A 22,566-nucleotide genomic window follows, 5' to 3' on the forward strand; every position below is an offset into this window, starting at 1 on the left:
AACCTTGCATTGCGTCATGGAGCATGGCAGAGTCTGATATATCAATGAGGGCTTGATGACACTCACTCCAGGTTCGCAAAGCCACCGCGCCTATCTCGATCTCGAAGAACGCATCGTGACTCATCGGTTCGCGCCGGGGACGCTCGTTACCGAGCGGGAACTGATCGACCTTTCTGGACACGGGCGGACGCCGGTGCGCGAGGCGATACAGAAACTCGCATGGCAGGGCCTGATAGAGGTGCGTCCCCGCGTTGGGCTGCGGATCTCTGCGATCTGCCCGGCCGACCACGGAAAGATCTTGACGGTAAGGCATCTCCTGGAACCGATGGCCGCGTCGCTCGTTGCCGAAAATGCAAACGACGAACAACGCGCGGCGCTGGTCGAGTGCGCCAGAGCCATGACGTCGGCGGCAACGGCCGGAAGCTACGAGGCTTTCCTCGCGGCTGACAAGCGGTTCGACGAGATCCTGGAGGCCGCCTGCCCCAATCCCTTCCTGATCTCGGCGCTATCGCCGCTCCAGACCCACTCGCGCCGTCTCTGGTATGCGGGCGCCACGCCGGAGAAGATGGATCGCTCGGTCCTGCTGCATGTCGCGGTCATTCGCGCGATCCAGAAAGGCAACGCCGTCGAGGCCGAAACGGCGATGCGGCGGCTGATCGAAGCGCTGCGGGACGCGTGAACGACAACGCCCGGCGCGAGGCCGGGCGTGAAAGCTGCGTTTTGCGGCAGGTCAAACGTCAACCGACGAAGGCGCGTTCGATCACGAACTCGGCCGGTTTGTTGTTGGCGCCCTCGGTAAGCCCCGCCTTTTCCAAGAGCGCCTTGGTGTCCTTCAGCATGGCGGCCGATCCGCAGATCATGCCGCGGTCAACCGCCGGATCGAGCGGCGGGACGCCCAAATCAGAAAACAGCTTTCCGTTCTCGATGAGGTCGGTGATGCGGCCCTTGAAGGGATAGTCCTCGCGAGTCACCGTCGCATAGTGCTTCAGCTTGTCGCCGACGACCTCGGCCAGAAACTCGTGGTTCCTGATCTCGTCCACGAGGTCGAAGCCGTATTTCAGCTCAGCGACATCGCGGCAGGTGTGCGTGAGGATCACTTCCTCGAACTTTTCGTAGGTTTCCGGATCCCGAATCAGGCTCGCGAACGGAGCGATACCCGTGCCCGTCGAGAACATATAGAGACGATTGCCCGGCGTCAGCGCGTCGAGCACCAGCGTGCCCGTCGGCTTCTTTCGCATCAAGACCTTGTCGCCCGGCTGGATCTTCTGCAGATGCTGGGTCAGCGGTCCGTCCGGCACCTTGATCGAGAAGAATTCCAGCTCCTCGTCCCACGACGGGCTCGCGACCGAATAGGCGCGGTAGATCGGCTTGCCGTCGACCATCAGGCCGATCATGGCGAACTCGCCAGAGCGGAAGCGGAAGCCCGCCGGGCGTGTCATCCGGAAACGGAACAGGCGATCGGTATAGTGGGTTACGCTGAGAACGGTTTCGGCGTAGACACCGTCCGGAACGATCAGTTCCGCATTGTCTGTCTTGGCTGGGGCATTCATGCGCTATCTGGTCCTATCCTTATCGATCCGTCTGGCGCCGCGTGGGGCACACCTGGAGCAGGTCCCATCCGGCGGCGCAACGAGGCCAAGCCGGACATCCGGGACTGTTGTGCTGCAGCACATGCCTCCAATCATTGACCTCCGTCAATGCACGACAGAATACATAGTTTCCTTTTAATATTTCTCAGGCCCGCCGTCGCCAGCTATAGCCGCCGGCCGGACAGTTCTCCGTCGCGGCAGGCTGGTAGTGCCGATCGATGCCGGGCAACCTGCCCTCTGCCAGCCGTTTCAACGCCGTCGCGTTGGTGACGGCAAACGAAGAAATGCCGGTTCGCAGCATCAGCGGAATTTGGTCGATCAGCACGTCGCCCACGGCCCGAACCTCGCCGGCAAAGCCGAGCCGGTCGCGCAGCAGCGAGGCATGGCTGAAGGCCCGGCCATCGTTGAAGGCGGGAAAGGCAACGGCGACGAGGTCGATGCGGTCGAGATACGGCTGAAGCGTCTTCACGTCGTCGGCCGGCGCGATCAGCACGCCGAATCCGCCTTCGTTGCTTTCCTCGGCCTTCACCAGGAACTCCTTCAGCGGCAGGACAGCGCGCTCGCCCTCGCCTGCCTTGCGCTCCTCGGTCTCGACCACCCAGGGATCGGCCGCGACGAAACCGCCGGTTTTCCAGATACGCGTCATGGGTCCCTCCTCAGGCGGCTTCGGCGGCGCTGCCGTAGAGCGCGGTCTTGAAGGGTTGCGGGCCAACGCGGCGGTAGGCCTCGATGAAGGTTTCGGCGGGCGACAGCCGCAGGCCGATATAAGTGTCGACGATCGTCTCGACCGCGTCCGGCACCTTTTCCGGCTCGAAGCCGCGACCGACGATCTCGCCGATCGAGGTGTTTTCGTCGCCGGAGCCGCCGAGGGTGATCTGGTAGAGCTCGCCGCCCTTCTTCTCGACCCCGAGCAGGCCGATATGACCGACATGGTGGTGGCCGCAGGCATTGATGCAGCCGGAAATCTTGATCTTGAGATCACCGATCTCCGCCTGACGCGCAGCCGATCCGAAGCGGATCGACAGCTCCTGGGCGACGGGAATGGAGCGGGCGTTCGCAAGCGCGCAATAATCGAGGCCCGGACAGGCGATCATGTCGGTGATCAGGCCGGCATTGGCGGTCGCCAGCTCTTCTTCGAGCAGCGCATCGTAGAGCGCCTTCAGGTCGGCGCGGGCGACGTGCGGCAGGATCAGGTTCTGCTCGTGGCTGACGCGGATTTCGTCGAAGGCATAGCGCTCGGCGAGATCGGCAACGCGATCCATCTGCACGTCTGTTGCGTCGCCCGGAATGCCGCCGATCGGTTTCAGCGAGATCGTCACCGTGGTATAGTCCGGATGCTTGTGGGCACCCACATTGCGCGCCACCCAGGCGTCGAAGCCGGCGTCAGACTTGCGCTCCTTGGTCAGATCGGCCCAACCCTCAGGGCGTTCCGGCAGAGCCGGCGGCGCGAAATAGGTTTCGATCGCCCGGATGTCGGCGTCGGGCAGCTTCAGCTCGCCATCGCGCAACTCGGCGAACTCGGCCTCAACCTGGCGCGTCAGTTCCTCGGTGCCGGTTTCGTGCACGAGGATCTTGATGCGAGCCTTGTACTTGTTGTCGCGGCGGCCGTGCAGATTGTAGACGCGCACGATGGCCGTCACATAGGACAGCAGGTCTTCCTCGGGCAGGAAGTCGCGAATCTTCTTCGCCACCATCGGCGTCCGACCCTGGCCACCGCCGACATAGACCGCAAACCCCAGACGTCCCGCTTCGTCCTTCTTGAGATGCAGACCGATGTCATGCACCTGGATCGCGGCGCGGTCGGCCGGAGCGCCTGTCACGGCGATCTTGAACTTGCGCGGCAGGAACGAAAATTCCGGATGCACGCTCGACCACTGCCGCAGGATTTCTGCGTACGGCCGGGGGTCGGCGACCTCGTCGGCGGCGGCGCCGGCGAAATGGTCGGCGGTGACGTTGCGGATGCAGTTGCCCGAGGTCTGGATCGCGTGCATCTCGACGCTCGCGAGATCCGTCAGGATATCGGGCGTATCCGAGAGGCTCGGCCAGTTGTACTGGATGTTCTGGCGGGTGGTGAAGTGGCCGTAACCACGGTCGTACTTCCGGGCGATATGCGCCAGCATGCGCATCTGCCTTGAATTCAGCGTGCCATAGGGAATGGCGACGCGCAGCATGTACGCGTGCAGTTGCAGGTAGACGCCGTTCATCAGGCGCAGCGGCTTGAAGGCATCCTCGCTCAGCTCGCCCGACAGGCGGCGGCCCACCTGGTCGCGAAACTGCGCGACGCGGGCGTTGACGAAGGCGTGGTCGAATTCATCGTAACGGTACATGCTGTCCTCAGGCGGCGACGAAGGCCGGATCGGCGAAGCCGTGGTCCTTGGCGTAGGGGATGGTCGGGCCACCGGCCCGGATGCGTTCGCGCAGGCGCAGCGGCCAGAGCTGGCCGTCGCGCTCCTCGATCTCGATGACATTGACGTCGACAACGAGATTGTCGGCGAAAGCCTTCTTGCCGGTTTCTTCCAGAGTCGAAACAGCTTCCGCGTGGCGGGCGACGAAGGCGTTCTGCAGGTTCTCGTTCCACTGGCCGGCGGCGTCGAGCCAGACGGCGATGCCGTCGGTCAGCCGGTTGGCGGTCAATACCTTGTCTGCCATCGTCAAATCCTCGCAAAATTCTGCCGGGCGCCGGCGCCGATTCCGCCAAGCGCCTCTGAACGTTCGAAACTGGCGCCCGCAACGGCGTCGCCGATGATCACCATGACCGGGCCGGTCAGGCTGTCGAGATGCTCGAGCCTGGGCAATTCGGCGAGCGTGCCATGCAGCAGGCGCCGGTCGGCGCGGCCGGCATTCTCGACGATGGCGACCGTCGTATCCTCCGGCAGCCCGGCGCCCATCAGCTTGCCCGCCACCGAAGCAGCAACCGAGCGGCCCATATAGACGGCAACGCTGGCGCCGGACAGTGCCAGCCGCGCCCAATCGGGCAGTACGTCGCCGTGGAGATCGTGGCCGGTCGTGAACACGAGCGTCGAGGCCACGCCGCGAAGCGTCAGCGGCAGCTCGAAATCGGCGGCGGCGGCAAGCGCCGACGTGATGCCGGGCACCACCTCATAGGGAATACCGGCATTTCGCAGCGCTGCCATCTCCTCACCGGCGCGGCCGAAGACCAGCGGATCGCCGGCCTTCAAGCGCACGACGCGCTTGCCTTCGCGGGCGAGTTCGACGAGCAGATCGTTGATCTCTTCCTGGGACTTTGAATGACAGCCCTTGCGCTTGCCGACGGAGATGCGCTCAGCGTCGCGGCGGCCCATGTCGACCACGGCCTGCGGCACGAGCGCGTCGAACAGGATCACGTCGGCTTCCATCAGCAGGCGGTGGGCGCGCAGCGTCAGCAGGTCTTCGGCACCCGGGCCGGCGCCGACGAGGAACACGCGACCGACATTCCCGCTCGCCCGCGTCGCCTTCAGGAGACGCGTCGCATGACGGCGGGCGGTGCTGACATCGCCACTCTCGACGGCATCGGCGACATCGCCCTTGAAGAACGACCGCCAGAACAGCCGGCGCACGACGCCGCGCGGCAGAAGGCTATCGACGGCCGAGCGGTAGGAATTGGCGAGAACAGCGAGCTTGCCGAGCGACTTCGGCAGCAGGCGGTCGACATCGGCGCGGATCATCTGGGCAAGCACGGGGCCCGCCCCTTCCGAGCCTATCGCAACGGCGATCGGCGCGCGGTTGACGAGCGCCGGTGTATAGAAATCGCAGTAGTCCGGCTGGTCGACGGCATTGGCCGGGATTTTGGCAGCACGAGCGGCGGTGACGATCGCGCGGTCGAGCGCTGCATCGCCGGTGGCGGCGAAGACAAGCGTCTTGCCCTCGACCTGCGCCGGGTCGAACGGGACCTGGACCTGCTCGATGTGCTTGTCGACAAGATAGGCGGCGTAATCTGCTTCGGGCGCATCCGCGTAGGCGATCACGCGCGCCTTGGTGTTGCCGAGCAGGCGCGCCTTGGCGAATGCCTCGTCGCCGTTTCCGAACACGGCCACGCCTTCGTCCGCAACGCGGAAGAAGGCCGGAAAGACGCCAAGTCGGTTTTCGGTCGCGGACATACAGAATCCCCTAGGATGAGGCCCAACTATCCCTTCTAACGTCCTAAATATGAAGAAACGGAAATCCGGGTCATGTCCGCGTCGGACATTTCTTTGCTAGAGAGCGGCCTTTCGCGGGTAAAATCGACCGCATCGCACCAATTTACATCGACGGGAAGGCCCGATAACGTCCGGAACACTGACCTGATTTCCAAGAAGAGACATTCCCTTGCACCAGCCCGTTCCCGCCGCCCGCCTGCTCGACGTGATGGAGCATGACATCCTGCCGCTGACCGACAAGGGTGTCTCGGCCGGCAATAAGGTGTTCGGCGCCGCGATCCTGCGGAAATCCGACCTTTCGGTCGTGATCGCCGAAACCAACAACGAGCTCGAAAACCCGCTCTGGCACGGTGAAGTCCATACCCTGAAACGCTTCTACGAACTCGGCGAGAAACCGGCGACGAAGGACCTGATCTTCCTGTCGACCCACGAACCCTGCACCATGTGCATGTCGGCGATCACATGGGCGGGTTTCGACAACTTCTACTATTTCTTCAGCCACGAGGACAGCCGCGACGCCTTCGCCATTCCGCACGACCTGAAGATCCTGAAGGAAGTGTTCGGACTGGAGCCCGGCGGCTACCGCAAGCAGAACGCCTTCTGGCACTCCTACGCGATCGCCGACCTCGTGGCGGCGGAAGACGAACCGCTGCGTCAGCGGCTCATCGACCAGACCGCCCGCATCAAGGCCGTTTACGCGACCCTTTCGGAGCGCTACCAGTCCGGCAAGGGCGAAAACGACATTCCGCTCAACTGAGTCGGCTGCGGCCGGCGAAACGATCCTGCTATTGGAGTTTCACGATGGAAGCATCGACGGACATCGCGCGCCTGATCGAGATCATGGCGGCGCTGCGCGACCCTCAGACCGGTTGCCCCTGGGACGTGGTCCAGACCTTCGAGACGATCGTGCCCTATACGATCGAAGAAGCCTACGAGGTAGCCGACGCGATCGAGCGCAAGGATCCGGACGATCTGTGCGACGAGCTTGGCGACCTCTTGCTGCAGGTGGTGTTCCACGCCCGGATGGCGGAGGAACAGGGACTGTTTTCCTTCGGCGACGTGGTGGAGGCGATCACGAAGAAGATGATCCGCCGTCATCCGCACGTCTTCGCCCGCTCCGAGGCCGACACGCCGGGGGCCGTGAAGCTGCAATGGGACGAGATCAAGCAGCAGGAGAAAGTCGAACGCGCCGCCCGCCGCGCCGCGCGGGCGGACGCGACCGGCGCTCCGGTCGAGGATTTCAGGGCCGGCCATCTCGGCTCCGTCCAGCGCTCCTTCCCGGCGCTCACGGAGGCGCTGAAACTGCAGGAGCGCGCCGCCAAGGTCGGCTTCGACTGGTCCGAACCCGCGCCCATTCTCGACAAGATCGAGGAGGAGATCGGCGAATTGCGCGAGGCGCTCGCCGAGGGGCGGCCGGACAAGGTCAAGGACGAACTCGGCGACCTGATCTTCGCACTGGTCAATATCGGCCGGCATGTGAAGGCCGAACCGGAGCAGGCGCTGCGCGGGACGAATACGAAGTTCAGGAGACGATTCAGCTACATAGAGAAGGGTCTTCAAGCATCAGGTGAGACGCTGGAGGGAGCGAGCCTGGAGCGGATGGAAGCGTTGTGGCAGGCGGCGAAGGCGACTTCGGGCATGCGAGGCTGACGATGGATATCCGGATCGCCACGCCGGCGGATGACCTGCTCATCATCGACCACCACATCAAAATCTGGGAAAGCTACGAGACGCCTGCCGAAGACTTCAGGCCGGATGTACGGGAGGCGATCGCCGAGTTCCTGGAAAACGGCCGCACGCAGACCGCACTGACATCCTTCATCGCCGACGTGGATGGAAATGCCGCCGGATCGTTGTCCTGCTATGTCGGCTTTCCCGTCTTTCCAGCCGTGATCCGTTCGGAAAAGCGACTGCCAGGCTACATCTGGTCGGTTTTCGTCGACGATGCATTCCGGGGCCGGGGTATCGCGAAGGCATTGGTGAAGACAGCGGTCGAGCATTTGCGAGGCGCCGGATGCACGCTGGTCATCCTCCATGCCTCCGATGCCGGCGAACCGGTCTACCGTTCCGTCGGGTTTGAGATGGCGAGGGAGATGCGGCTGAAATTCGAGGCATGAGCCGGCACTCGCATCACCGCTCCTGATACCCCTTCCCCGCCAAAATCTTCTCCCGCATCTTCTCGATCCGCCCGACTCGCGTCGCCGATTGTTTCGGCTGGGCGAAATAGAGCGCGTAGCCGCGCTTGCGGCCGGGGGTGAGCGCCTCGAAGGCCTCGTGCATTTCAGGGTCTTCCTCCAGCTTGGCCAGCAGTTCCTCCGGATAGGTGATGTCGTCCTTCGGCAGGTCGACCTTGGCGCCGGCTTTTTCAAGGTCCGTGGCCTCGGTCACATAGGCGCGGATGGTGTCGTCCATCGCCCGGATCTGCTCAAGACCGGTGAACTTGAAGATGCGCGACGAGCGGGAGTTTTCGCCGGGCGCAACAAGCAGATTCTGCTCGTCCTTCAGGAGGACGCCCTTGAAGAAGCCGAGCGTGGCATTGTCCTTGAAGCCCCAGAGGATCGCGACATTGCCGCCATCGACGGTGTAGACCGGGGAACTCCATTTCCACACCTCGATGAGGCCGCAGTCGAGCAGGATCGCCCGCAGCGCCGCAAGCTCCGCCGGCCACAGCTCGGCCTTGTCGAAGAAGTCGTCGACTTTCTGCCGCGTCTCGTCCACGTCGCTCCTCCCACCGTTGATCGACGCGAAGTTAGCCTCGGGAGCGACTGTTGTCGACGTGACGGCGCGGACAGAACCGATCAGCCGCCTGCGCCGATCACCAGTTCCGTCACGCACTGTCCCTCGCCCTTCGCGCAGCAGTGCGGATGGCGGACTGTCGAAACACCGCCGGCAAGGGTGGCGAACAGCCGCTTGAACACCGCACCATGCCAGGGGCAGCCGGGGGTGGCGAGCGGGTTATCGCGGATCGTCAGCGTGACCACAGGACGCGTCCAGCCGGACACGCTCGCGGAGAAGCGACCGCTGCCGGCGAAGGTCCAGGCGTGGCGCGTGATGGCGAAGGCGAGGAGGCGCGCCGAGACGGCAGGCGGCAGGCGCGGCAAAAGACGCCTGGCATTAAGCGGGATGCGGTATTCGAGGATATAGTGCGCCGTGCGATGACCGGCCTCGGCAAGCACCCGGTCCGCCTCCGCCGCCGGCAGGGTCTTGCGGATCGCGGCGAACAGACGGATTGGCTCCCGTTCATCGATCATGTCCTGCGGCGGATGATCGAGATGATGCGCCAATCCGGCGCTCTCGTAGATCAGCCGGGCGACGTCCCGACCGTAGACGGCTGCCAGCGCATGGCCGGTCTGGATCACCGCGTTGGGACCGATCCGGGCGACCGGCGTGGCGCTGGATATCGTCCCTGCGCCGCGACGGACGGAAGCGCTGATGCCATGCCCCGCCGTCACCGCCGGCTCAGACGAGCGCATCATGCGCCTCCGGTCCGCCGCCGCAGGCGAGCATAGGGGCCTTCCCCTGCTCCGCCTCGCCAGCCTTGCGGGCGCGCATCTGGCTTGCCCGATCGGAAGCTGCCTGCCAGTCCGCCATTTGCGCCGGAGCGATCTTGCGGGTCATGTCGAAACCGAAGTCGACCTTCTCCTTCGATTGCGGACCCCAATAATTGTGCTTGCCGAGGTCGTAGAACTTGCGTTCGAAGCCGGCCTTCAGGAAGGCCTTGAGGCAGCCGAGCAGGTAACGGCGGCGGAAACCCTTGCCGCGCCAGGGATAGTGAAACAGCGCCTTGATCATGTAGAACCGGCGGTAGTTGTTCATGACCCGGTCGAGCAGCTCGCCGCGATCCATGGCATCCGGCTTCATGATCGGTGTGACGAAATTGTATTTCGAGAAATCGAAGATCTCGACCTTGTCGCCCAGTTCCTGAAACAGCGGCGAGAAGGGCCAGGGGGTGTACATCGCCCAGTTGGCGAGATCCGGGTTCCAGTCGCGCGCCATGCGATAGGTTTCCTCCAGTGTCTCCGCCGTCTCGTTTTCGAGACCGACGATGAACTGTGCCTCGGTGAAGATGTCGGCTTCGCGCAAGAGGCGAATCGCCTTCTTGTTCTGCTCGACCTTGGTCTCCTTGTTGAACCGATCAAGCTTGAGCTGGGCGGCCGCCTCCGTGCCGAGAGAGACATGCACGAGGCCGGCCTTGCGGTAGAGCGCCAGATATTCCTCGTCCCTGATAATGTCGGTGACGCGGGTGTTGATGCCCCATTTGACCTTGTCCGGCAGGCCGCGGGCGATCAGCTCCTCGCAGAAGGCGATGAACTTCTTGCGGTTGATGGTCGGCTCCTCGTCGGCCAGGATGAAGAAGCCGACCTGGTGGTCGTTGACCAGTTTCTCGATCTCGTCGACCACCTTCTTCGGATCGCGAATGCGATAGTCGCGCCAGAACTTCCACTGCGAGCAGAAGGAGCAGGTGAAGGGGCAGCCGCGCGCCATGTTGGGGATCGCGACCCGCACACCGAGTGGCACGTAGATGTATTTCTCCCATTCGAGCAGCGTCCAGTCCGGATCGATGGCATCGAAGTTCTTGACTGTCGGTGCGGCCGGGGTGGCGACGATCTTGCCGTCGTCGGCGGTGTAGGCGAGCCCCTTGATCGATGCCCTCGCCTCCTTCCAGTCGCCGGCGGCAACAGCGCGGACCAGGTCGACAATGATCTCCTCGCCTTCGCCGCGCACGATGACATCGATGTAAGGCGCCTCTGATAGCACCTGCTGGTACATGAAGGTGGCGTGAACACCGCCCAGCACACGCAGCGCGTCCGGGCAGACCTCCTTGGCGATCTCCAGGCAGCGCTCGGCCATGTAGATCGACGGGGTAATCGCGGTGCAGCCGATGATGTCGGGCTGCAGGCGACGCAATTCCTCGCGCAAGCGCTCCTCTGTCATGTCGTTCGTCATGGCATCGAGGAAATGGATGTCGCTGAAGCCTGCGGATTTCAGCGCCCCGCCGAGATAGGCGACCCAGGCCGGCGGCCAGTTACCGGCAATCTCGGCGCCGCCGGAGTGATAGTTCGGATGGATGAAGACGACGCGCATGACCACCTCCCAAAAGTGTCAACATAAGTTGACACGGAGACAGTCACGGCAATTTGACGCAGATCAATCGATCACAGATGTTCTAAGGGAAGTGGGAGCACTCAGCGTTCCCAGTCTTCCTTCTCCGGCTTCTTTCCGAGCCCCAACTTGCGCTCCAGTTCGGCGGCCTGACGCTCGGTGAGGCGCACCTCCAGGCTCACCGAGCCATCCTCGTGGTCCTCTCGGCCGTCGACGACGGCATTCTCGTAGGCCCAGGAAATGACGGAATGCTTGTCGGCCGGAATGACGATCGTGGTCTCCGTCAGGACGCCGGAGAGACGCTCCGAGATTACGTCGAGCAGCCGGTTCATGCCCTCGCCGGTGACGGCGGAGACGGTCATGATGTCCTCACGGCCGGCAGCACGCTGGGTGAGCGCGTCGTGCGCCTCGGGCTCCAGTCGGTCGATCTTGTTCCAGACCTCGATGATGCGCTCGGCGCGCTCCTTCTCGTCGATGCCGAGATCGCCGAGAATGCGCAGCACGTCAGCGGATTGCGCGCCGTTGTCCGGGTCGGACATGTCGCGCACGTGCAGGATGAGGTCCGCTTCCAGCACCTCTTCGAGCGTGGCGCGGAAGGCGGCGACGAGATGGGTCGGCAGGTCGGAAATGAAGCCGACGGTATCCGACAGGATCACGGTCCGGCCATGCGGCAGCTTCATGCGGCGCAGCGTCGGGTCGAGCGTGGCGAACAGCATGTCCTCGGCCAACACCCCTGCCCCGGTGATCCGGTTGAACAGGGTGGACTTGCCGGCATTGGTGTAGCCGACGAGCGCCACGATCGGGTGCGGCACCTTGCGGCGCTTGGCCCGATGCAGCTGGCGGGTGCGCACCACCTGTTCCAGTTCACGCTCCAGGCGCACGATACGGTCCTGCAGCAGCCGGCGGTCGGCCTCGATCTGGGTTTCGCCCGGACCGCCCATGAAGCCCGCACCGCCGCGCTGGCGTTCAAGGTGGGTCCAGGAGCGCACGAGGCGGCCCTTCTGGTAATTGAGGTGGGCAAGCTCGACCTGCAGCGTACCTTCCTTGGTGGAGGCACGGCGGCCGAAGATTTCGAGGATCAGGCCCGTCCGGTCGATGACCTTGGCATTCCATTCCTTCTCGAGATTACGCTGCTGGCCGGGCGTCAGCGGGTGGTCGACGATGACGAGACCGGCGTTGTGCGCGTCGAGACTTTCGCGAATCTCGGCGATCTTGCCGGTCCCCATCAGGGTTGCCGGGCGCGGCTGCGACACGGTCACGATCAAGCCGTCGACGATTTCGAGGTCGATGGCGCGGGCAAGCCCGATCGCTTCCTCGAGCCGGGCCTCGTTGCTGCGCGGCGCGTGCGAGGCTTCCGCCGCCTGCGCCGCAAGCACCTTCGCCTGCTGCTTCAGGACCGGAACGACAACCAGTGCCCGCATGTCATCGCGGCGCTTTTCCAGCTCCGGGATGATCGAATCGTTGTTGGTATCCCTGGTGTTGATCGGATCAACCCTTACTGAGCCGAGGCTTCCTCGGTCTCAAACATCTGCATCGGCTGGCCGGGCATGATCGTCGAAATCGCATGCTTGTAGACCAGCTGCGAGTGACCGTCGCGCCGCAGAAGCACGCAGAAATTGTCGAACGAGGTGACGACTCCGGTCAGTTTCACACCGTTGATCAGGAAGATTGTCAGGGAGATCTTCTGCTTGCGGACGGTATTGAGAAACAAATCCTGCAAATTCTGAGAACGTTCCGCCATGGCGCCGATTCTTTCTTCTTTGCCGGCATTGTGCCGGATCTTATGATTCTTGAGCTGCTAAGCTGGATAGGGTTCGCCCCCGAGCCCCCTCCCGGCAAGGTTAGGTATCAAATCGCGATCTTTTCCGCAATCTCGAAAAAGTGACCGCGGATGCGCTCGGCCGTTTCGCCGGGATGGCCGTTGCCGATCACCTGCCCGTCGATCTCCACGACGGGAAAGCAAATACTCGTGGCGGCAGTGATGAACACCTCGCGTGCGGCCAGCATTTCCTCGCGGGAGAACCGCCGCTCACGGATCTCGACCCCAAGTTTTTCCGCCACATCCATGAGCGTCGTGCGGGTGATGCCCTTGAGGATGCCGTGATCGGCGGGACGCGTGACGAGGAAACCGTCGCGGTCGATGATCCAGACATTGGTGGCCGCACCCTCCGTCACCATGCCGTCGGCGTCGATGAAGATCGCTTCCTGGGCGCCCTCCTCCTTCGCCTGTTGTCGGGCGAGCGCATTGGGAAGCAGGCCGACGGACTTGATGTCGACGCGGTCCCAGCGGTTGTCGCGGACCGTGATCGCCTTGATACCCTTCTCGTTCTTCGCAGCAATGCCTTTCGGGTCCGTGCTCTTCGCTGTCACCACCAGAGCCGGTTTAACAGAGGCTGACGGAAACACATGATCGCGCCGCGCCACGCCGCGCGTCACCTGCAGGTAGAACAGGCCGTTGCGGACATGATTGCGCCGCACGACCTCGCGGATCACGCCCGTCAGCGCCCTGCGGCTCATCGGTGTGGCGATCCTGAGTTCCGACAGGGAGCGATCCAGCCGGTCGAGATGGCGGGTCAGATCGACGATCAGGCCGTGGCGCACCTCGCACACTTCGTAGACGCCATCGGCGAACTGATAGCCGCGATCCTCGATGTGGACGCGGGCTTCGGTGTGGGGCACGTAACGGCCGTTGACGTAGGCAATGCGGGGCATGGGTCTCTCAGAAGAACTGGATGGAAACGCGGAACATCTGCTCGACGTCCTTGACGGCGGCGGCGGTGGCGAACAGCACCACGCGGTCCTTCGCCTTGATCTTCAGGTCGCCATCCGGCCTCAGGACCTTCTTGTCGCGGTAGACGGCGCCGATGCGGACACCCGCCGGCAGGTGAAGGTCACGGAAGGGAATGCCGACCAGTGGCGAGGTTTCGAGCGCTTCCGCCTCGATCACCTCCGCTGCGCCCTTCTGGACGGCATAAACCGACAGGATGCGGCCCTTGCGGACATGCTGGAGGACGCGCGAAATGGTTACGGCGCGCGGATTGATATGCGCATCGATGCCGACGGCGGTCGTCAGTTCCTGCATGGAGGGATCGTTGAGAAGCGCCATGGTCGACTGGCAGCCGAGACGTTTGGCCATGGCGGCGGCCAGAATGTTGGTCTGGTCGCTGTTCGTCAGCGTCACCATCAGTTCGGCGTCCTGGATGTCGGCCTGCTGCAGAATGTTCTGGTCGAGAGCCGAGCCGTGCAGCACGATGGCGTTGCGCAACTGCTCGGAGATGGCGACCGCGCGGGCCCGGTCGTTCTCGATGATCTTGATCCGCGTCTTCGGCTGCATCTGCTCGATGGCGCGGCAGACGAAATAGCCGATATTGCCTCCTCCGGCGATCACGATCCGGGCTGCCTCCTGCTCCTCGTGGCCGAAAAGGCCAAGCGTGCGGCGCGCATGGTCCTTCTGGCAGATGACATAGGCGAGATCGCCAACCAACAACTGGTCGTTCGAATGGGCAACCGACAGCCGGCCATTGCGGTATATGCCGGTCACCGTCGCCATCAGGTCCGGGAAAAGCTGGCTCAACTGGTGTAGCGGCGTATTAAGGACCGGGCAGTCCTCCATGCACTCGATCGCCACCATCGCGATGTTTTCCTCGGCGAATCGCACCACGTCGGTGGCACCGGGGAAGGAAATGCGGCGCAACACCATCTTGCCAACCTCGACCTCCGGCGAAATCGCCACATCGATCGGCATGTGATCGCGACTGAAGAGGTCGGAATACTCCGGCAGGAGATAGTTCTGCGCGCGGATGCGGGCGATCTTGGTCGGCACGTTGAAGAGCGCGTGCGCGACCTCGCAAGCAACGATGTTGATCTCGTCGTAGAGCGTGACGGCAATCAGCATGTCGGCCTGGTCCGCGCCGGCCTTCGCCAGCACATCCGGATGGGCGCCATGGCCGACATAGCCGCGGACATCGAGCGTTTCGGTAATTCTGGCGATCAGCGAGGCGGACGTGTCGATGACCGAGACGTCGTTGTCTTCCTGGGACAGACGCTCGGCGATGCCGTAGCCCACCTGACCCGCGCCGCAGATAATCACCTTCATCGTTGATCTTTCACCGCCGTTTTGAGGAGAATCGGGCCGCCTACGCGGCCCGCTTCGTCGTGCGTCTTATACGCCAAGCGATTTCAGTTTGCGATGGAGGGCGGAGCGCTCCATGCCGACGAATTCGGCGGTTCGGGAAATATTGCCGCCAAAACGGTTGATCTGCGCCACCAGATAGTCGCGCTCGAACATTTCGCGCGCCTCGCGCAGCGGCAGCGTCATGATGTGCGTGTCGTTCTTCGCCGATACCTTGGGCAGCATGTCGGACAGATCGGTCGGCAGCATGTCGGCGGTGATTGCCTGCTCGGGGCTGTCGTTCTTCGCCAGGATGAGAAGACGCTCGATATTGTTGCGCAACTGGCGAATGTTGCCCGGCCAGTCGTTGGCCTGGAGCACGGCCATGGCATCGTCACCGATCTTGCGCTGGCGTATGCCCGCCTGTTCGCAGATCTGGCGCATGAACATGTCGACCAGGAAAGGAATGTCCTCGCGCCGCTCGGCAAGCGCCGGCACCTTGACCGGCACGACCGCCAGACGGTGGAACAGGTCCTCACGGAAGCGGCCTTCGGCGATCATCGATTCCAGATTGTAGGCGCTGGACGAAAAGATGCGGACATCCACCTTGACCCGCTTCGAGCCGCCGACCCGCTCGAACTGCTGGTCGACGAGAACCCGCAGGATCTTGTTCTGCGTCTCGCGCGGCATTTCACCGATCTCGTCGAGATAGAGGATGCCGCGATGGGCCTCTTCCAGCGCGCCGATACGGCGCGGTTGGCCGGGACCACCCTCTGTGCCGAAGAGGGCGATCTCCATGCGCTCCGGCGTGATAGCGGCGGCGTTCAGCGTCACGAATGGACCACCGGAGCGGGAGGACCGCTTGTGGATCATCCGCGCCACCAGTTCCTTGCCGGAACCGGACGGGCCGACGATCATGATCCGGCTGTTGGTCGGCGCCACTTTCTCGATTGTCTGGCGCAATTGGGAGACGGCCACCGAGGTACCGATCAGTTCGCTAGCATCTCCCGTGCGGCGCTTGAGCTCGGAGACCTCACGCTTCAGCTTGGAATTCTCCAGCGCCCGCTCGGCGATCAGCACGAGCCTGTCAGCCTTGAACGGCTTCTCGATAAAGTCGAAGGCGCCCCGCTTGATGGCGGAGACGGCCGTTTCGATGTTGCCATGGCCGGAGATCATCACGACCGGAAGGTCGGGATGACGGGCCTTGATCTCGTCGAGGAGCGACAGTCCGTCGAGACGGCTGCCCTGCATCCAGATGTCGAGAAAGATGAGCCGCGGCGCGCGATCGGAAATCGCGGCAAGCGCGCTGTCGGCGTCATGCGCGGTGCGGGTCTCATGCCCCTCGTCACTGAGGATCCCCGACACGATCTCGCGGATGTCTTCCTCGTCGTCGACCACCAGAATGTCAGAGGCCATGAACTACTTCCTTGTCCTGCTCGGCGGAGATAGCGCCTGCTTCCATGCGGGGAAGCAGGACGCGGATCATCGCGCCTCGTCCATTGTCAAAATCGGCCGGTGCGTCATGCAGTTCGAGCTGACCACCATGCTCCTCGATAATCTTTTTCACGATCGCAAGACCGAGCCCGGTGCCCTTCTCGCGCATCGTCATATACGGTTCCAAAATGCGGTGCCGGTTCTCGACCGGCAGCCCTTTACCATTGTCGATCACGTCGATCACGAACCGGTCGAGCGACGGCTCGAAACGGGAGCGCACGAGGATCTTGCCGACCATGCCCGGGCGATCAGTCGCCGCAGCCTCGATCGCCTCGACCGCATTCTTAATCAGGTTGGCAAAGGCCTGGCCGAGCATTCGGGCGTCGAACATGCCCATCAGCGGGGCATCGCCCAGATCGCGGTCGAAGGTGACGCCGGTGCTCGCCATCTCGCGCAGGAAGACGGCGTCCTTGACGATGTCGCGCAGGTCGGACTTCTGCTTCGTCGGCTTCGGCATGCGGGCAAAGGCCGAAAATTCGTCAACCATGCGCCCGATATCCTCCACCTGCCGGACGATGGTGTCGGTGCACTGGTCGAAGACAGCGCGGTCGTCGTCGGCGATCTGCCGTCCATAACGGCGCTTCAGGCGCTCGGCGGAGAGCTGGATCGGGGTCAGCGGGTTCTTGATCTCGTGGGCGATGCGGCGGGCCACATCAGCCCAGGCAGTCGAGCGCTGGGCGATCACAAGGTCGGTAATGTCGTCGAGCGTGATCACGTAGCTGTCGGCACTGCCGCGTGTTTCCTCGCGGGTGACCTGGACGTTGAGCGTGCGCTCGGTGCCGCCCCTGATGATGTTGATCTGGCGGCGATAATCGGTGCGGTGGCGACCGGCGGCTTCCTGCAGCACCTGCTCGACCTCCGGCACGACATCTCCCAGCTTACGGCCGACGAGTTCCTCTGCCGAAAGTCCCAGGAAATACTCCGCCGTCGGGTTGGCGATGGTGATCACGTGATCGTCCTCGACGCCGATGACCGCGGCGGTGACACCCGACAGCACGGCTTCGATGAAGCGCCGGCGGTCGTCGACCTCGTCCTTGGCTTCCAGGATCTCGTTTCGCTGCGTCCTGATCTGCGAGATCATCTTGTTGAAGGTGCGTGACAGGCTGCCGACGTCGCCATCGATGGCACGTACCGGCACCACGACGTCGAGATTGCCCGAGGCAACGTTGTCGGCGGCTCCGATAAGGGTGCGGATCGGCCGTACGATTCGGTCTGCCACGGCGATTGCCGTCCAGATCGCAGCGAGAAGCACAACGAGCGCGAAGCCGACATAGAGAACGGCGAAGGCGATCTGCAGCGACGCCCGCCCGGCCTCCATCGCCTTGTATTCGGCGATGTTGTCTTCCATCAGCCGCATGGCCGACATCACCTTCGGATCGACCGCCCGGATCGTATAAAGGTAAGCACCTGAAATCGCCTCGAGCTTGATGATCGCGCCGACGAGGTTGGTGACACCCGGCGGTATGAGGGTCGGCTGCCCAGCCACGGCGCTGTTGAGCGCATCCTGGGGAATGGCGGGAAGCGGTTTTTCGGTGTCGATCTCGGCCTGGGTCATGACCGAACCGTCCTGACGCACCAGGAACGCACCCAGCATGCCGCGCCCCCGCGCCTGCCGCGTCAAAAGCTCAACGAAACCAGTGCGATCGAGGAAGAACAGCGCCCGATTGCGCTCCAGGTCGTTCGCCATGGAAATCGTCTGGCCCTGCAGATAGCTGGCATTCTCCAGCATGTAGGCCTGGGCGACATTCATCGACGAGCTGACGATCGACTGCGTCCTGATCGAGAACCAGCGATCGAGACCGACATTGAGCGTAATCGACGCGAAGATAGCGACGAGAATCGCGGGCGTAATGGCGACGATCGAGAACAGCGCCACGATGCGGACGTGCAGCCGGGCGGCGGCTCGTCCGTGGGTGCGAGCACGCACCAGCCTGCTCACCTCCCGCCCTATCAGCACCATCAGGCCAACGACGAACAGCGAGTTGACGACTGCCGACGCGATCAGCACCTGCGACGTCGGCTCGACCGGTGTCAGTCCCAGAAGGATCGGGAGCGTAAGGATAGCACAGGTCAGCGCGCCGCCGGCGAGAAGCAAGCCGGGCATGGCGAAGGATGCGCGGCGATCCTGCGGGGCGGACACCGGTTCACCATCAGCTTTCCTCAGCATATTCGGCTTCTTCATTCATCCCCTCTCGTCGCCCGTTGCGGGTGGCAAGGTCAGTCAGCCACCCGTCCGGCCGGACGGCCGCGCTTGACAAATCGGGGGACAGGCGCGGCTCGGTCCCGACACTCCACCATCAACGCGCGGTCCATGGTGGATTCGTGACTTTTGAGCAACGCAATGTGGCGAAATTGCAACTAAGCGGTCACGGTTGTCAAGCCGAGCGCGAGCTCCGATAGACCGAAACGCCAAGCTCCCGGATTTTCTTGCGGAGCGTATTCCGGTTCAGTCCGAGAAGATCGGCGGCCTTGATCTGGTTTCCGCGCGTTGCCGTGAGCGCAGCGAGAATCAGGGGATATTCCATCTCGGTCAGCACCCGGTCGTAGAGGCCCGGAGGCGGCAGACCGTCGCCGAAGCTCGCGAAATAGGTGCGCATGTTCTCCTCCACCGCCTGGGCGATGGTCATGGAGCCAGCCGCAACGCCGGGTTTGGAGATCGGGCTGTCGCTGACCTCGGACCGGAGTTCCGCGTCGACGATCTCGCGGGTGATGATGTCCTGCGGGTAGAGCGCCATGAGGCGACGGATGAGGTTCTCCAGTTCCCGGACGTTGCCCGGCCAGGGATAGGCCTTCATCGCCTCCAGCGCCTCGTTGTCGAAGCGCTTGGCGTCCAGGCCTTCCTTCTCGCCATACTGCACGAAGTGGCGCACGAGATCAGGGATGTCCTCGGCCCTGTCGCGCAACGGCGGTAGGCGCAGGGGGACCACGTTGAGGCGATAATAGAGATCCTCTCGGAACAGACCCTGGTTGATCGACTGCTTCAGATCCTTGTTGGTTGCGGCGACGATGCGGACATCGGTGCGGATCGGCGTGCGGCCGCCCACGGTCGTATATTCGCCCTGTTGCAGAACGCGCAGGAGCCGGGTCTGGGCGTCCATTGGCATGTCGCCGATCTCGTCGAGAAACAGCGTTCCGCCCTCGGCCTGCTCGAAACGGCCGGTGGACCGCGATTGGGCACCGGTAAAAGCACCCTTTTCGTGGCCAAACAATTCGGATTCGATCAGGTCCCGCGGGATCGCCGCCATGTTGATCGCAACGAAGGGTCCGTTGCGGCGCTTGCCGTAGTCATGCAGCGCCTTGGCAACCAGTTCCTTGCCGGTGCCGGACTCGCCGGTGATCATCAGCGTCAGGTCGGTCTGCATCAGGCGCGCGAGCACGCGGTAGATTTCCTGCATGGCGGCGGAACGGCCGACCAGCGGCATGCCGTCTTGCATGTCATCATCCGCGCGCGCCGGCCGGCGCTTCGGCTCCGAGAGCGCCCGACCGATGATAGCGATAAGTTCGGTGAGGTCGAATGGCTTCGGCAGATAATCGTAAGCCCCCTTCTCCGACGCCTTGATGGCGGTCATGAAGGTGTTCTGTGCGCTCATCACCAGAACAGGAAGCTCGGGCCGCGCCTTCTTGATGCGCGGTAGCAGGTCAAAGGCGTTTTCATCCGGCATGACCACATCGGTCACCACCAGATCGCCCTCGCCGGCCGAAATCCAGCGCCAGAGTGTCGCGGCATTGGAGGTGATGCGGACATCGTAGCCGGCGCGGCTCAACGCCTGGTTTAGGACCGTGCGGATGGCGGCATCATCGTCGGCGACAAGGATTGTTGCTGTCATGCGTTGCTTCCCGTTGGTCTCGGCGTGCCGATGTCGTCCGGTCCGGGAACCTTGGAGACCGGCATCAGCACTCGGAAGGTGGTGCGGCTGGCCTGGCTGTCGCATTCGACGATGCCGCCATGGGCGCCGATGATCTTGGCGACCAGCGCTAGCCCGAGGCCCGAACCGTTGGTCTTGGTGGTGATGAAGGGATCGAAGAGATGCGGCAGCAGATCCGTCGGCACGCCGGGTCCATTGTCATGGACACAGAACTCCAGCGGCAGTGAAATTTTCTCTCGGGAACCGGCGACCGACAGGCGGATGCCGGGGCGGTACGCGGTTGTGAGCTGGATCTCGCCGTCAGGCCGTTCGCCGACCGCCTCTGCCGCGTTCTTCACGAGGTTCAGGAAGACCTGCACCAGCTGGTCGCGATTGGCGAAGACCGGCGGTAGCGAGGGATCGTAGCTTTCGGTGATCTTTATATTGCGGGCAAAACCGGCCTGGGCGATTGCCTTCACGTGATCGAGGACCGAGTGAATATTGATCGGCAGTCGGTCGACGGGTCGTTCGTCGGAGAACACCTCCATGCGGTCGACCAGAGAGACGATACGGTCGGTCTCGTCGCAGATCAGCCGCGTCAGCGCCCGGTCGTCATCCTGCACCGAGCTTTCCAGCAATTGCGCCGCACCGCGAATGCCAGACAGAGGATTCTTGATCTCGTGCGCCAGCATGGAAGCGAGCCCGGTGACCGAGCGCGCCGCCGCCCTGTGGGTCAACTGCCGGTCAATCTTGTCGGCCATGGACCGTTCCTGAAAGACGACGACGACCGAGCCGGGTTCGCTGACGACCGGAGCGACATAGAGATCGACCAGTTTGTCCTGCCCGAGCCGTGGCGACGAGAGATCGACCCTGTATTCATTGACCGGCGCACGGCGCTCGCGCACCTGGTCGATCAACGCCAGCAGAGGACTTCCGAAAGGGATGAAGGTGGAGATACGATAGCGCGACAGATGGCTGGCGCTGGCACCGAAAAAAGCTTCGGCCTCCCAGTTCGCAAAGGCGATATGGCCCGCGGCATCGACGAGGATCACCGGATTCTGGATCGCGTTAAGGACGGCCATCGCCAGTCCGTTCGATCCTGCGGCGGGGTTCGATCCGCTCATGCTGCCTCGCAACGCTGGTTGATCTTGTGTCCGGCCGTCTCGAACAGACGCCGCAGCAGCGATACGACCGTTCCGCTGTCCTTGGCGGTCATCAGCGCCGCCTTATCCCCGGCCGAGGTTTCAGGAGCGAACCTCTCGACATACCAGCCCAGATGCTTGCGGGCGTGACGGATGCCGACGGCTTCGCCGTAGTGTTCCAGCATCGCCAGATAATGTTCCTCGACGATCGCACCGATCTCGCTGGCTGCGGGCGCGGCATGACCGGCGAGCACACCCGCATGCCAGGGACGACCCTGACAGCCTCGCCCGACCATCACGGCATCTGCGCCGGACCGCCGCAGGATTTCACGGGCATCGTCGACCGAATCGACATCGCCATTGGCGATCAGCGGAATGGATATGACCTCGCGAACCCGCGCGATCGCGTCCCAGTCGGCACGGCCCTCGTAGAACTGCATGCGCGTCCGGCCATGTACGGTGACAAGCGCGACGCCTGCCTGTTCGGCGCGGCGCGCAATCTCGGGTGCGTTCAGCGTGTTCTCGTCCCATCCGAGCCGCATCTTGACAGTCACGGGCACCCTGACGGCTTTCACTGTCGCCTTGATCAGGGACAGCGCATGATCGGGATCGCGCATCAGCGCCGATCCGGAGTAGCCACCGATGACCTTCTTGGCCGGGCAACCCATGTTGATGTCGATGATATCAGCACCTTCGGCCTCGGATATCCTGGCGGCCTCGGCCATCCAGTGTGCCTCGCGTCCAGCGAGCTGCACCATATGCGGCTTGAGGCCGGCATGCCGCAGGCGTGTCCACGATTCGGCCGCGTTGTGAACGAGTTCGCGACTTGCGACCATTTCCGTCACGACGAGCCCTGCGCCGAAGCGAACGGCCAGCTTTCGGAAAGGCAGATCCGTCACGCCGGACATCGGCGCAAGCACGACCCTGTTCCGAACAGTGACCGATCCGATCTGGAAGGGCGTATCGAGGTCCGCTGGACGCAAATGACTATCTTTCAGGCACGATAATGTACTGCACGTTTTTTAAACATCGACGGCGCCTTTGCCAAGCAAAATCCCAAGCGGTGGACAAAAAACCGGGCAAATGCTGGAAAAACACCTGTGCAGAGGCTAGAGGAAGGTCGTCTGATTTTCTCTCCGGGATTTT

The 22,566-nt window shown here is 63.2% G+C and carries 21 protein-coding genes; 4 read left to right on the forward strand and 17 right to left on the reverse strand.

Features of this window, described 5'->3' with window-relative positions:
• Positions 1 to 55 precede the first annotated feature (55 nt).
• Positions 56 to 679: a GntR family transcriptional regulator gene (locus J5J10_RS07905; RefSeq protein WP_211929483.1), complete on the forward strand. Its 624-nt coding sequence runs from the start codon at positions 56 to 58 to the stop codon at positions 677 to 679.
• 58 nt (positions 680 to 737) lie between these two features.
• Here J5J10_RS07905 and J5J10_RS07910 read toward each other — a convergent pair whose 3' ends face one another.
• From J5J10_RS07910 to cysG, 5 genes are all read right to left on the reverse strand, one after another.
• The gene (locus tag J5J10_RS07910; protein ID WP_208550224.1) at positions 738 to 1,550 is read right to left on the reverse strand and encodes a ferredoxin--NADP reductase; all 813 of its coding nucleotides are present in this window, start codon (positions 1,548 to 1,550) and stop codon (positions 738 to 740) included.
• 184 nt (positions 1,551 to 1,734) lie between these two features.
• Positions 1,735 to 2,235, reverse strand: coding sequence for a DUF934 domain-containing protein (locus J5J10_RS07915; RefSeq protein WP_211929484.1), 501 nt, complete (start codon positions 2,233 to 2,235; stop codon positions 1,735 to 1,737).
• A gap of 10 nt (positions 2,236 to 2,245) precedes the next feature.
• A complete protein-coding gene (locus J5J10_RS07920) occupies positions 2,246 to 3,916 on the reverse strand; it encodes a nitrite/sulfite reductase (RefSeq protein ID WP_211929485.1) in 1,671 nt (556 codons plus the stop codon).
• Between the two features lie 7 nt (positions 3,917 to 3,923).
• Positions 3,924 to 4,238, reverse strand: coding sequence for a DUF2849 domain-containing protein (locus J5J10_RS07925; RefSeq protein WP_211929486.1), 315 nt, complete (start codon positions 4,236 to 4,238; stop codon positions 3,924 to 3,926).
• Between the two features lie 2 nt (positions 4,239 to 4,240).
• Complete coding sequence (gene cysG, locus J5J10_RS07930) at positions 4,241 to 5,686, reverse strand: siroheme synthase CysG (RefSeq protein WP_211929487.1); 1,446 nt, start codon at positions 5,684 to 5,686, stop codon at positions 4,241 to 4,243.
• 247 nt (positions 5,687 to 5,933) lie between these two features.
• Here cysG and J5J10_RS07935 point away from each other — a divergent pair, with 247 nt between their 5' ends.
• The 3 genes from J5J10_RS07935 to J5J10_RS07945 are packed head-to-tail and all read left to right on the forward strand — an operon-like array spanning position 5,934 to position 7,842.
• Positions 5,934 to 6,482 (forward strand): nucleoside deaminase, encoded by a 549-nt coding sequence (locus J5J10_RS07935; RefSeq protein WP_211931176.1) that lies wholly within the window; start codon positions 5,934 to 5,936, stop codon positions 6,480 to 6,482.
• Positions 6,483 to 6,526: 44 nt separating this feature from the next.
• Positions 6,527 to 7,375 carry a nucleoside triphosphate pyrophosphohydrolase gene (gene mazG / locus J5J10_RS07940; RefSeq protein WP_211929488.1) on the forward strand — a complete coding sequence of 283 codons (849 nt, stop codon included), beginning with the start codon at positions 6,527 to 6,529 and terminating at the stop codon, positions 7,373 to 7,375.
• A 2-nt stretch (positions 7,376 to 7,377) separates the two neighbouring features.
• Positions 7,378 to 7,842 carry a GNAT family N-acetyltransferase gene (locus J5J10_RS07945; RefSeq protein WP_211931177.1) on the forward strand — a complete coding sequence of 155 codons (465 nt, stop codon included), beginning with the start codon at positions 7,378 to 7,380 and terminating at the stop codon, positions 7,840 to 7,842.
• Positions 7,843 to 7,855: 13 nt separating this feature from the next.
• On the opposite strand, the gene J5J10_RS07950 is transcribed toward J5J10_RS07945, so the two are convergent.
• From J5J10_RS07950 to dusB, 12 genes are all read right to left on the reverse strand, one after another.
• A complete protein-coding gene (locus J5J10_RS07950; RefSeq protein ID WP_349252051.1) occupies positions 7,856 to 8,560 on the reverse strand; it encodes a YdeI/OmpD-associated family protein in 705 nt (234 codons plus the stop codon).
• Positions 8,524 to 9,198, reverse strand: a complete 675-nt coding sequence (gene bchJ / locus J5J10_RS07955) for a bacteriochlorophyll 4-vinyl reductase (RefSeq protein WP_211929489.1) — start codon at positions 9,196 to 9,198, stop codon at positions 8,524 to 8,526. Before bchJ ends, J5J10_RS07950 begins: the two co-directional genes overlap by 37 nt.
• Positions 9,185 to 10,810: a magnesium-protoporphyrin IX monomethyl ester anaerobic oxidative cyclase gene (bchE, locus tag J5J10_RS07960; RefSeq protein WP_211929490.1), complete on the reverse strand. Its 1,626-nt coding sequence runs from the start codon at positions 10,808 to 10,810 to the stop codon at positions 9,185 to 9,187. Before bchE ends, bchJ begins: the two co-directional genes overlap by 14 nt.
• Before the next feature lie 101 nt (positions 10,811 to 10,911).
• Entirely contained in the window at positions 10,912 to 12,249 is a 1,338-nt protein-coding gene (gene hflX, locus J5J10_RS07965) for a GTPase HflX (protein ID WP_211929491.1), read from the reverse strand.
• 74 nt (positions 12,250 to 12,323) lie between these two features.
• Positions 12,324 to 12,569, reverse strand: coding sequence for an RNA chaperone Hfq (gene hfq / locus J5J10_RS07970; RefSeq protein WP_208550199.1), 246 nt, complete (start codon positions 12,567 to 12,569; stop codon positions 12,324 to 12,326).
• Between the two features lie 107 nt (positions 12,570 to 12,676).
• A complete protein-coding gene (locus J5J10_RS07975) occupies positions 12,677 to 13,540 on the reverse strand; it encodes a D-amino-acid transaminase (RefSeq protein ID WP_211929492.1) in 864 nt (287 codons plus the stop codon).
• A gap of 7 nt (positions 13,541 to 13,547) precedes the next feature.
• Complete coding sequence (gene trkA, locus J5J10_RS07980; protein WP_208550189.1) at positions 13,548 to 14,924, reverse strand: Trk system potassium transporter TrkA; 1,377 nt, start codon at positions 14,922 to 14,924, stop codon at positions 13,548 to 13,550.
• A gap of 66 nt (positions 14,925 to 14,990) precedes the next feature.
• Positions 14,991 to 16,355 carry a sigma-54 dependent transcriptional regulator gene (locus tag J5J10_RS07985; RefSeq protein ID WP_208550185.1) on the reverse strand — a complete coding sequence of 455 codons (1,365 nt, stop codon included), beginning with the start codon at positions 16,353 to 16,355 and terminating at the stop codon, positions 14,991 to 14,993.
• Complete coding sequence (locus J5J10_RS07990; RefSeq protein WP_211929493.1) at positions 16,345 to 18,615, reverse strand: PAS domain-containing sensor histidine kinase; 2,271 nt, start codon at positions 18,613 to 18,615, stop codon at positions 16,345 to 16,347. The genes J5J10_RS07985 and J5J10_RS07990 overlap by 11 nt, the downstream gene beginning before the upstream one ends.
• Positions 18,616 to 18,808: 193 nt before the next feature.
• A complete protein-coding gene (gene ntrC, locus J5J10_RS07995; RefSeq protein ID WP_211929494.1) occupies positions 18,809 to 20,260 on the reverse strand; it encodes a nitrogen regulation protein NR(I) in 1,452 nt (483 codons plus the stop codon).
• On the reverse strand, positions 20,257 to 21,402 hold the full coding sequence (locus J5J10_RS08000) for a nitrogen regulation protein NR(II) (RefSeq protein WP_211929495.1): 1,146 nt from the start codon (positions 21,400 to 21,402) through the stop codon (positions 20,257 to 20,259). Before J5J10_RS08000 ends, ntrC begins: the two co-directional genes overlap by 4 nt.
• Positions 21,399 to 22,403, reverse strand: a complete 1,005-nt coding sequence (gene dusB, locus J5J10_RS08005; protein WP_211929496.1) for a tRNA dihydrouridine synthase DusB — start codon at positions 22,401 to 22,403, stop codon at positions 21,399 to 21,401. Before dusB ends, J5J10_RS08000 begins: the two co-directional genes overlap by 4 nt.
• Between the last annotated feature and the right edge of the window lie 163 nt (positions 22,404 to 22,566).

Source organism: Ciceribacter sp. L1K23, assembly GCF_018122705.1.
Lineage (GTDB): Bacteria > Pseudomonadota > Alphaproteobacteria > Rhizobiales > Rhizobiaceae > Allorhizobium.

Bases quoted from the DNA above. Each gene is read 5' to 3' on its own strand.
- hfq (WP_208550199.1), bottom strand. From the start codon at position 12,569: ATGGCGGAACGTTCTCAGAATTTGCAGGATTTGTTTCTCAATACCGTC.
- J5J10_RS07945 (WP_211931177.1), top strand. From the start codon at position 7,378: ATGGATATCCGGATCGCCACGCCGGCGGATGACCTGCTCATCATCGAC.
- bchJ (WP_211929489.1), bottom strand. From the start codon at position 9,198: ATGCGCTCGTCTGAGCCGGCGGTGACGGCGGGGCATGGCATCAGCGCT.
- cysG (WP_211929487.1), bottom strand. From the start codon at position 5,686: ATGTCCGCGACCGAAAACCGACTTGGCGTCTTTCCGGCCTTCTTCCGC.
- J5J10_RS07915 (WP_211929484.1), bottom strand. From the start codon at position 2,235: ATGACGCGTATCTGGAAAACCGGCGGTTTCGTCGCGGCCGATCCCTGG.
- mazG (WP_211929488.1), top strand. From the start codon at position 6,527: ATGGAAGCATCGACGGACATCGCGCGCCTGATCGAGATCATGGCGGCG.
- J5J10_RS07920 (WP_211929485.1), bottom strand. From the start codon at position 3,916: ATGTACCGTTACGATGAATTCGACCACGCCTTCGTCAACGCCCGCGTC.
- J5J10_RS07975 (WP_211929492.1), bottom strand. From the start codon at position 13,540: ATGCCCCGCATTGCCTACGTCAACGGCCGTTACGTGCCCCACACCGAA.
- J5J10_RS07925 (WP_211929486.1), bottom strand. From the start codon at position 4,238: ATGGCAGACAAGGTATTGACCGCCAACCGGCTGACCGACGGCATCGCC.
- trkA (WP_208550189.1), bottom strand. From the start codon at position 14,924: ATGAAGGTGATTATCTGCGGCGCGGGTCAGGTGGGCTACGGCATCGCC.
- hflX (WP_211929491.1), bottom strand. From the start codon at position 12,249: ATGCGGGCACTGGTTGTCGTTCCGGTCCTGAAGCAGCAGGCGAAGGTG.
- J5J10_RS07935 (WP_211931176.1), top strand. From the start codon at position 5,934: ATGGAGCATGACATCCTGCCGCTGACCGACAAGGGTGTCTCGGCCGGC.
- ntrC (WP_211929494.1), bottom strand. From the start codon at position 20,260: ATGACAGCAACAATCCTTGTCGCCGACGATGATGCCGCCATCCGCACG.
- bchE (WP_211929490.1), bottom strand. From the start codon at position 10,810: ATGCGCGTCGTCTTCATCCATCCGAACTATCACTCCGGCGGCGCCGAG.
- J5J10_RS07910 (WP_208550224.1), bottom strand. From the start codon at position 1,550: ATGAATGCCCCAGCCAAGACAGACAATGCGGAACTGATCGTTCCGGAC.
- J5J10_RS07985 (WP_208550185.1), bottom strand. From the start codon at position 16,355: ATGGCCTCTGACATTCTGGTGGTCGACGACGAGGAAGACATCCGCGAG.
- J5J10_RS07990 (WP_211929493.1), bottom strand. From the start codon at position 18,615: ATGAAGAAGCCGAATATGCTGAGGAAAGCTGATGGTGAACCGGTGTCC.
- J5J10_RS07905 (WP_211929483.1), top strand. From the start codon at position 56: ATGACACTCACTCCAGGTTCGCAAAGCCACCGCGCCTATCTCGATCTC.
- J5J10_RS08000 (WP_211929495.1), bottom strand. From the start codon at position 21,402: ATGAGCGGATCGAACCCCGCCGCAGGATCGAACGGACTGGCGATGGCC.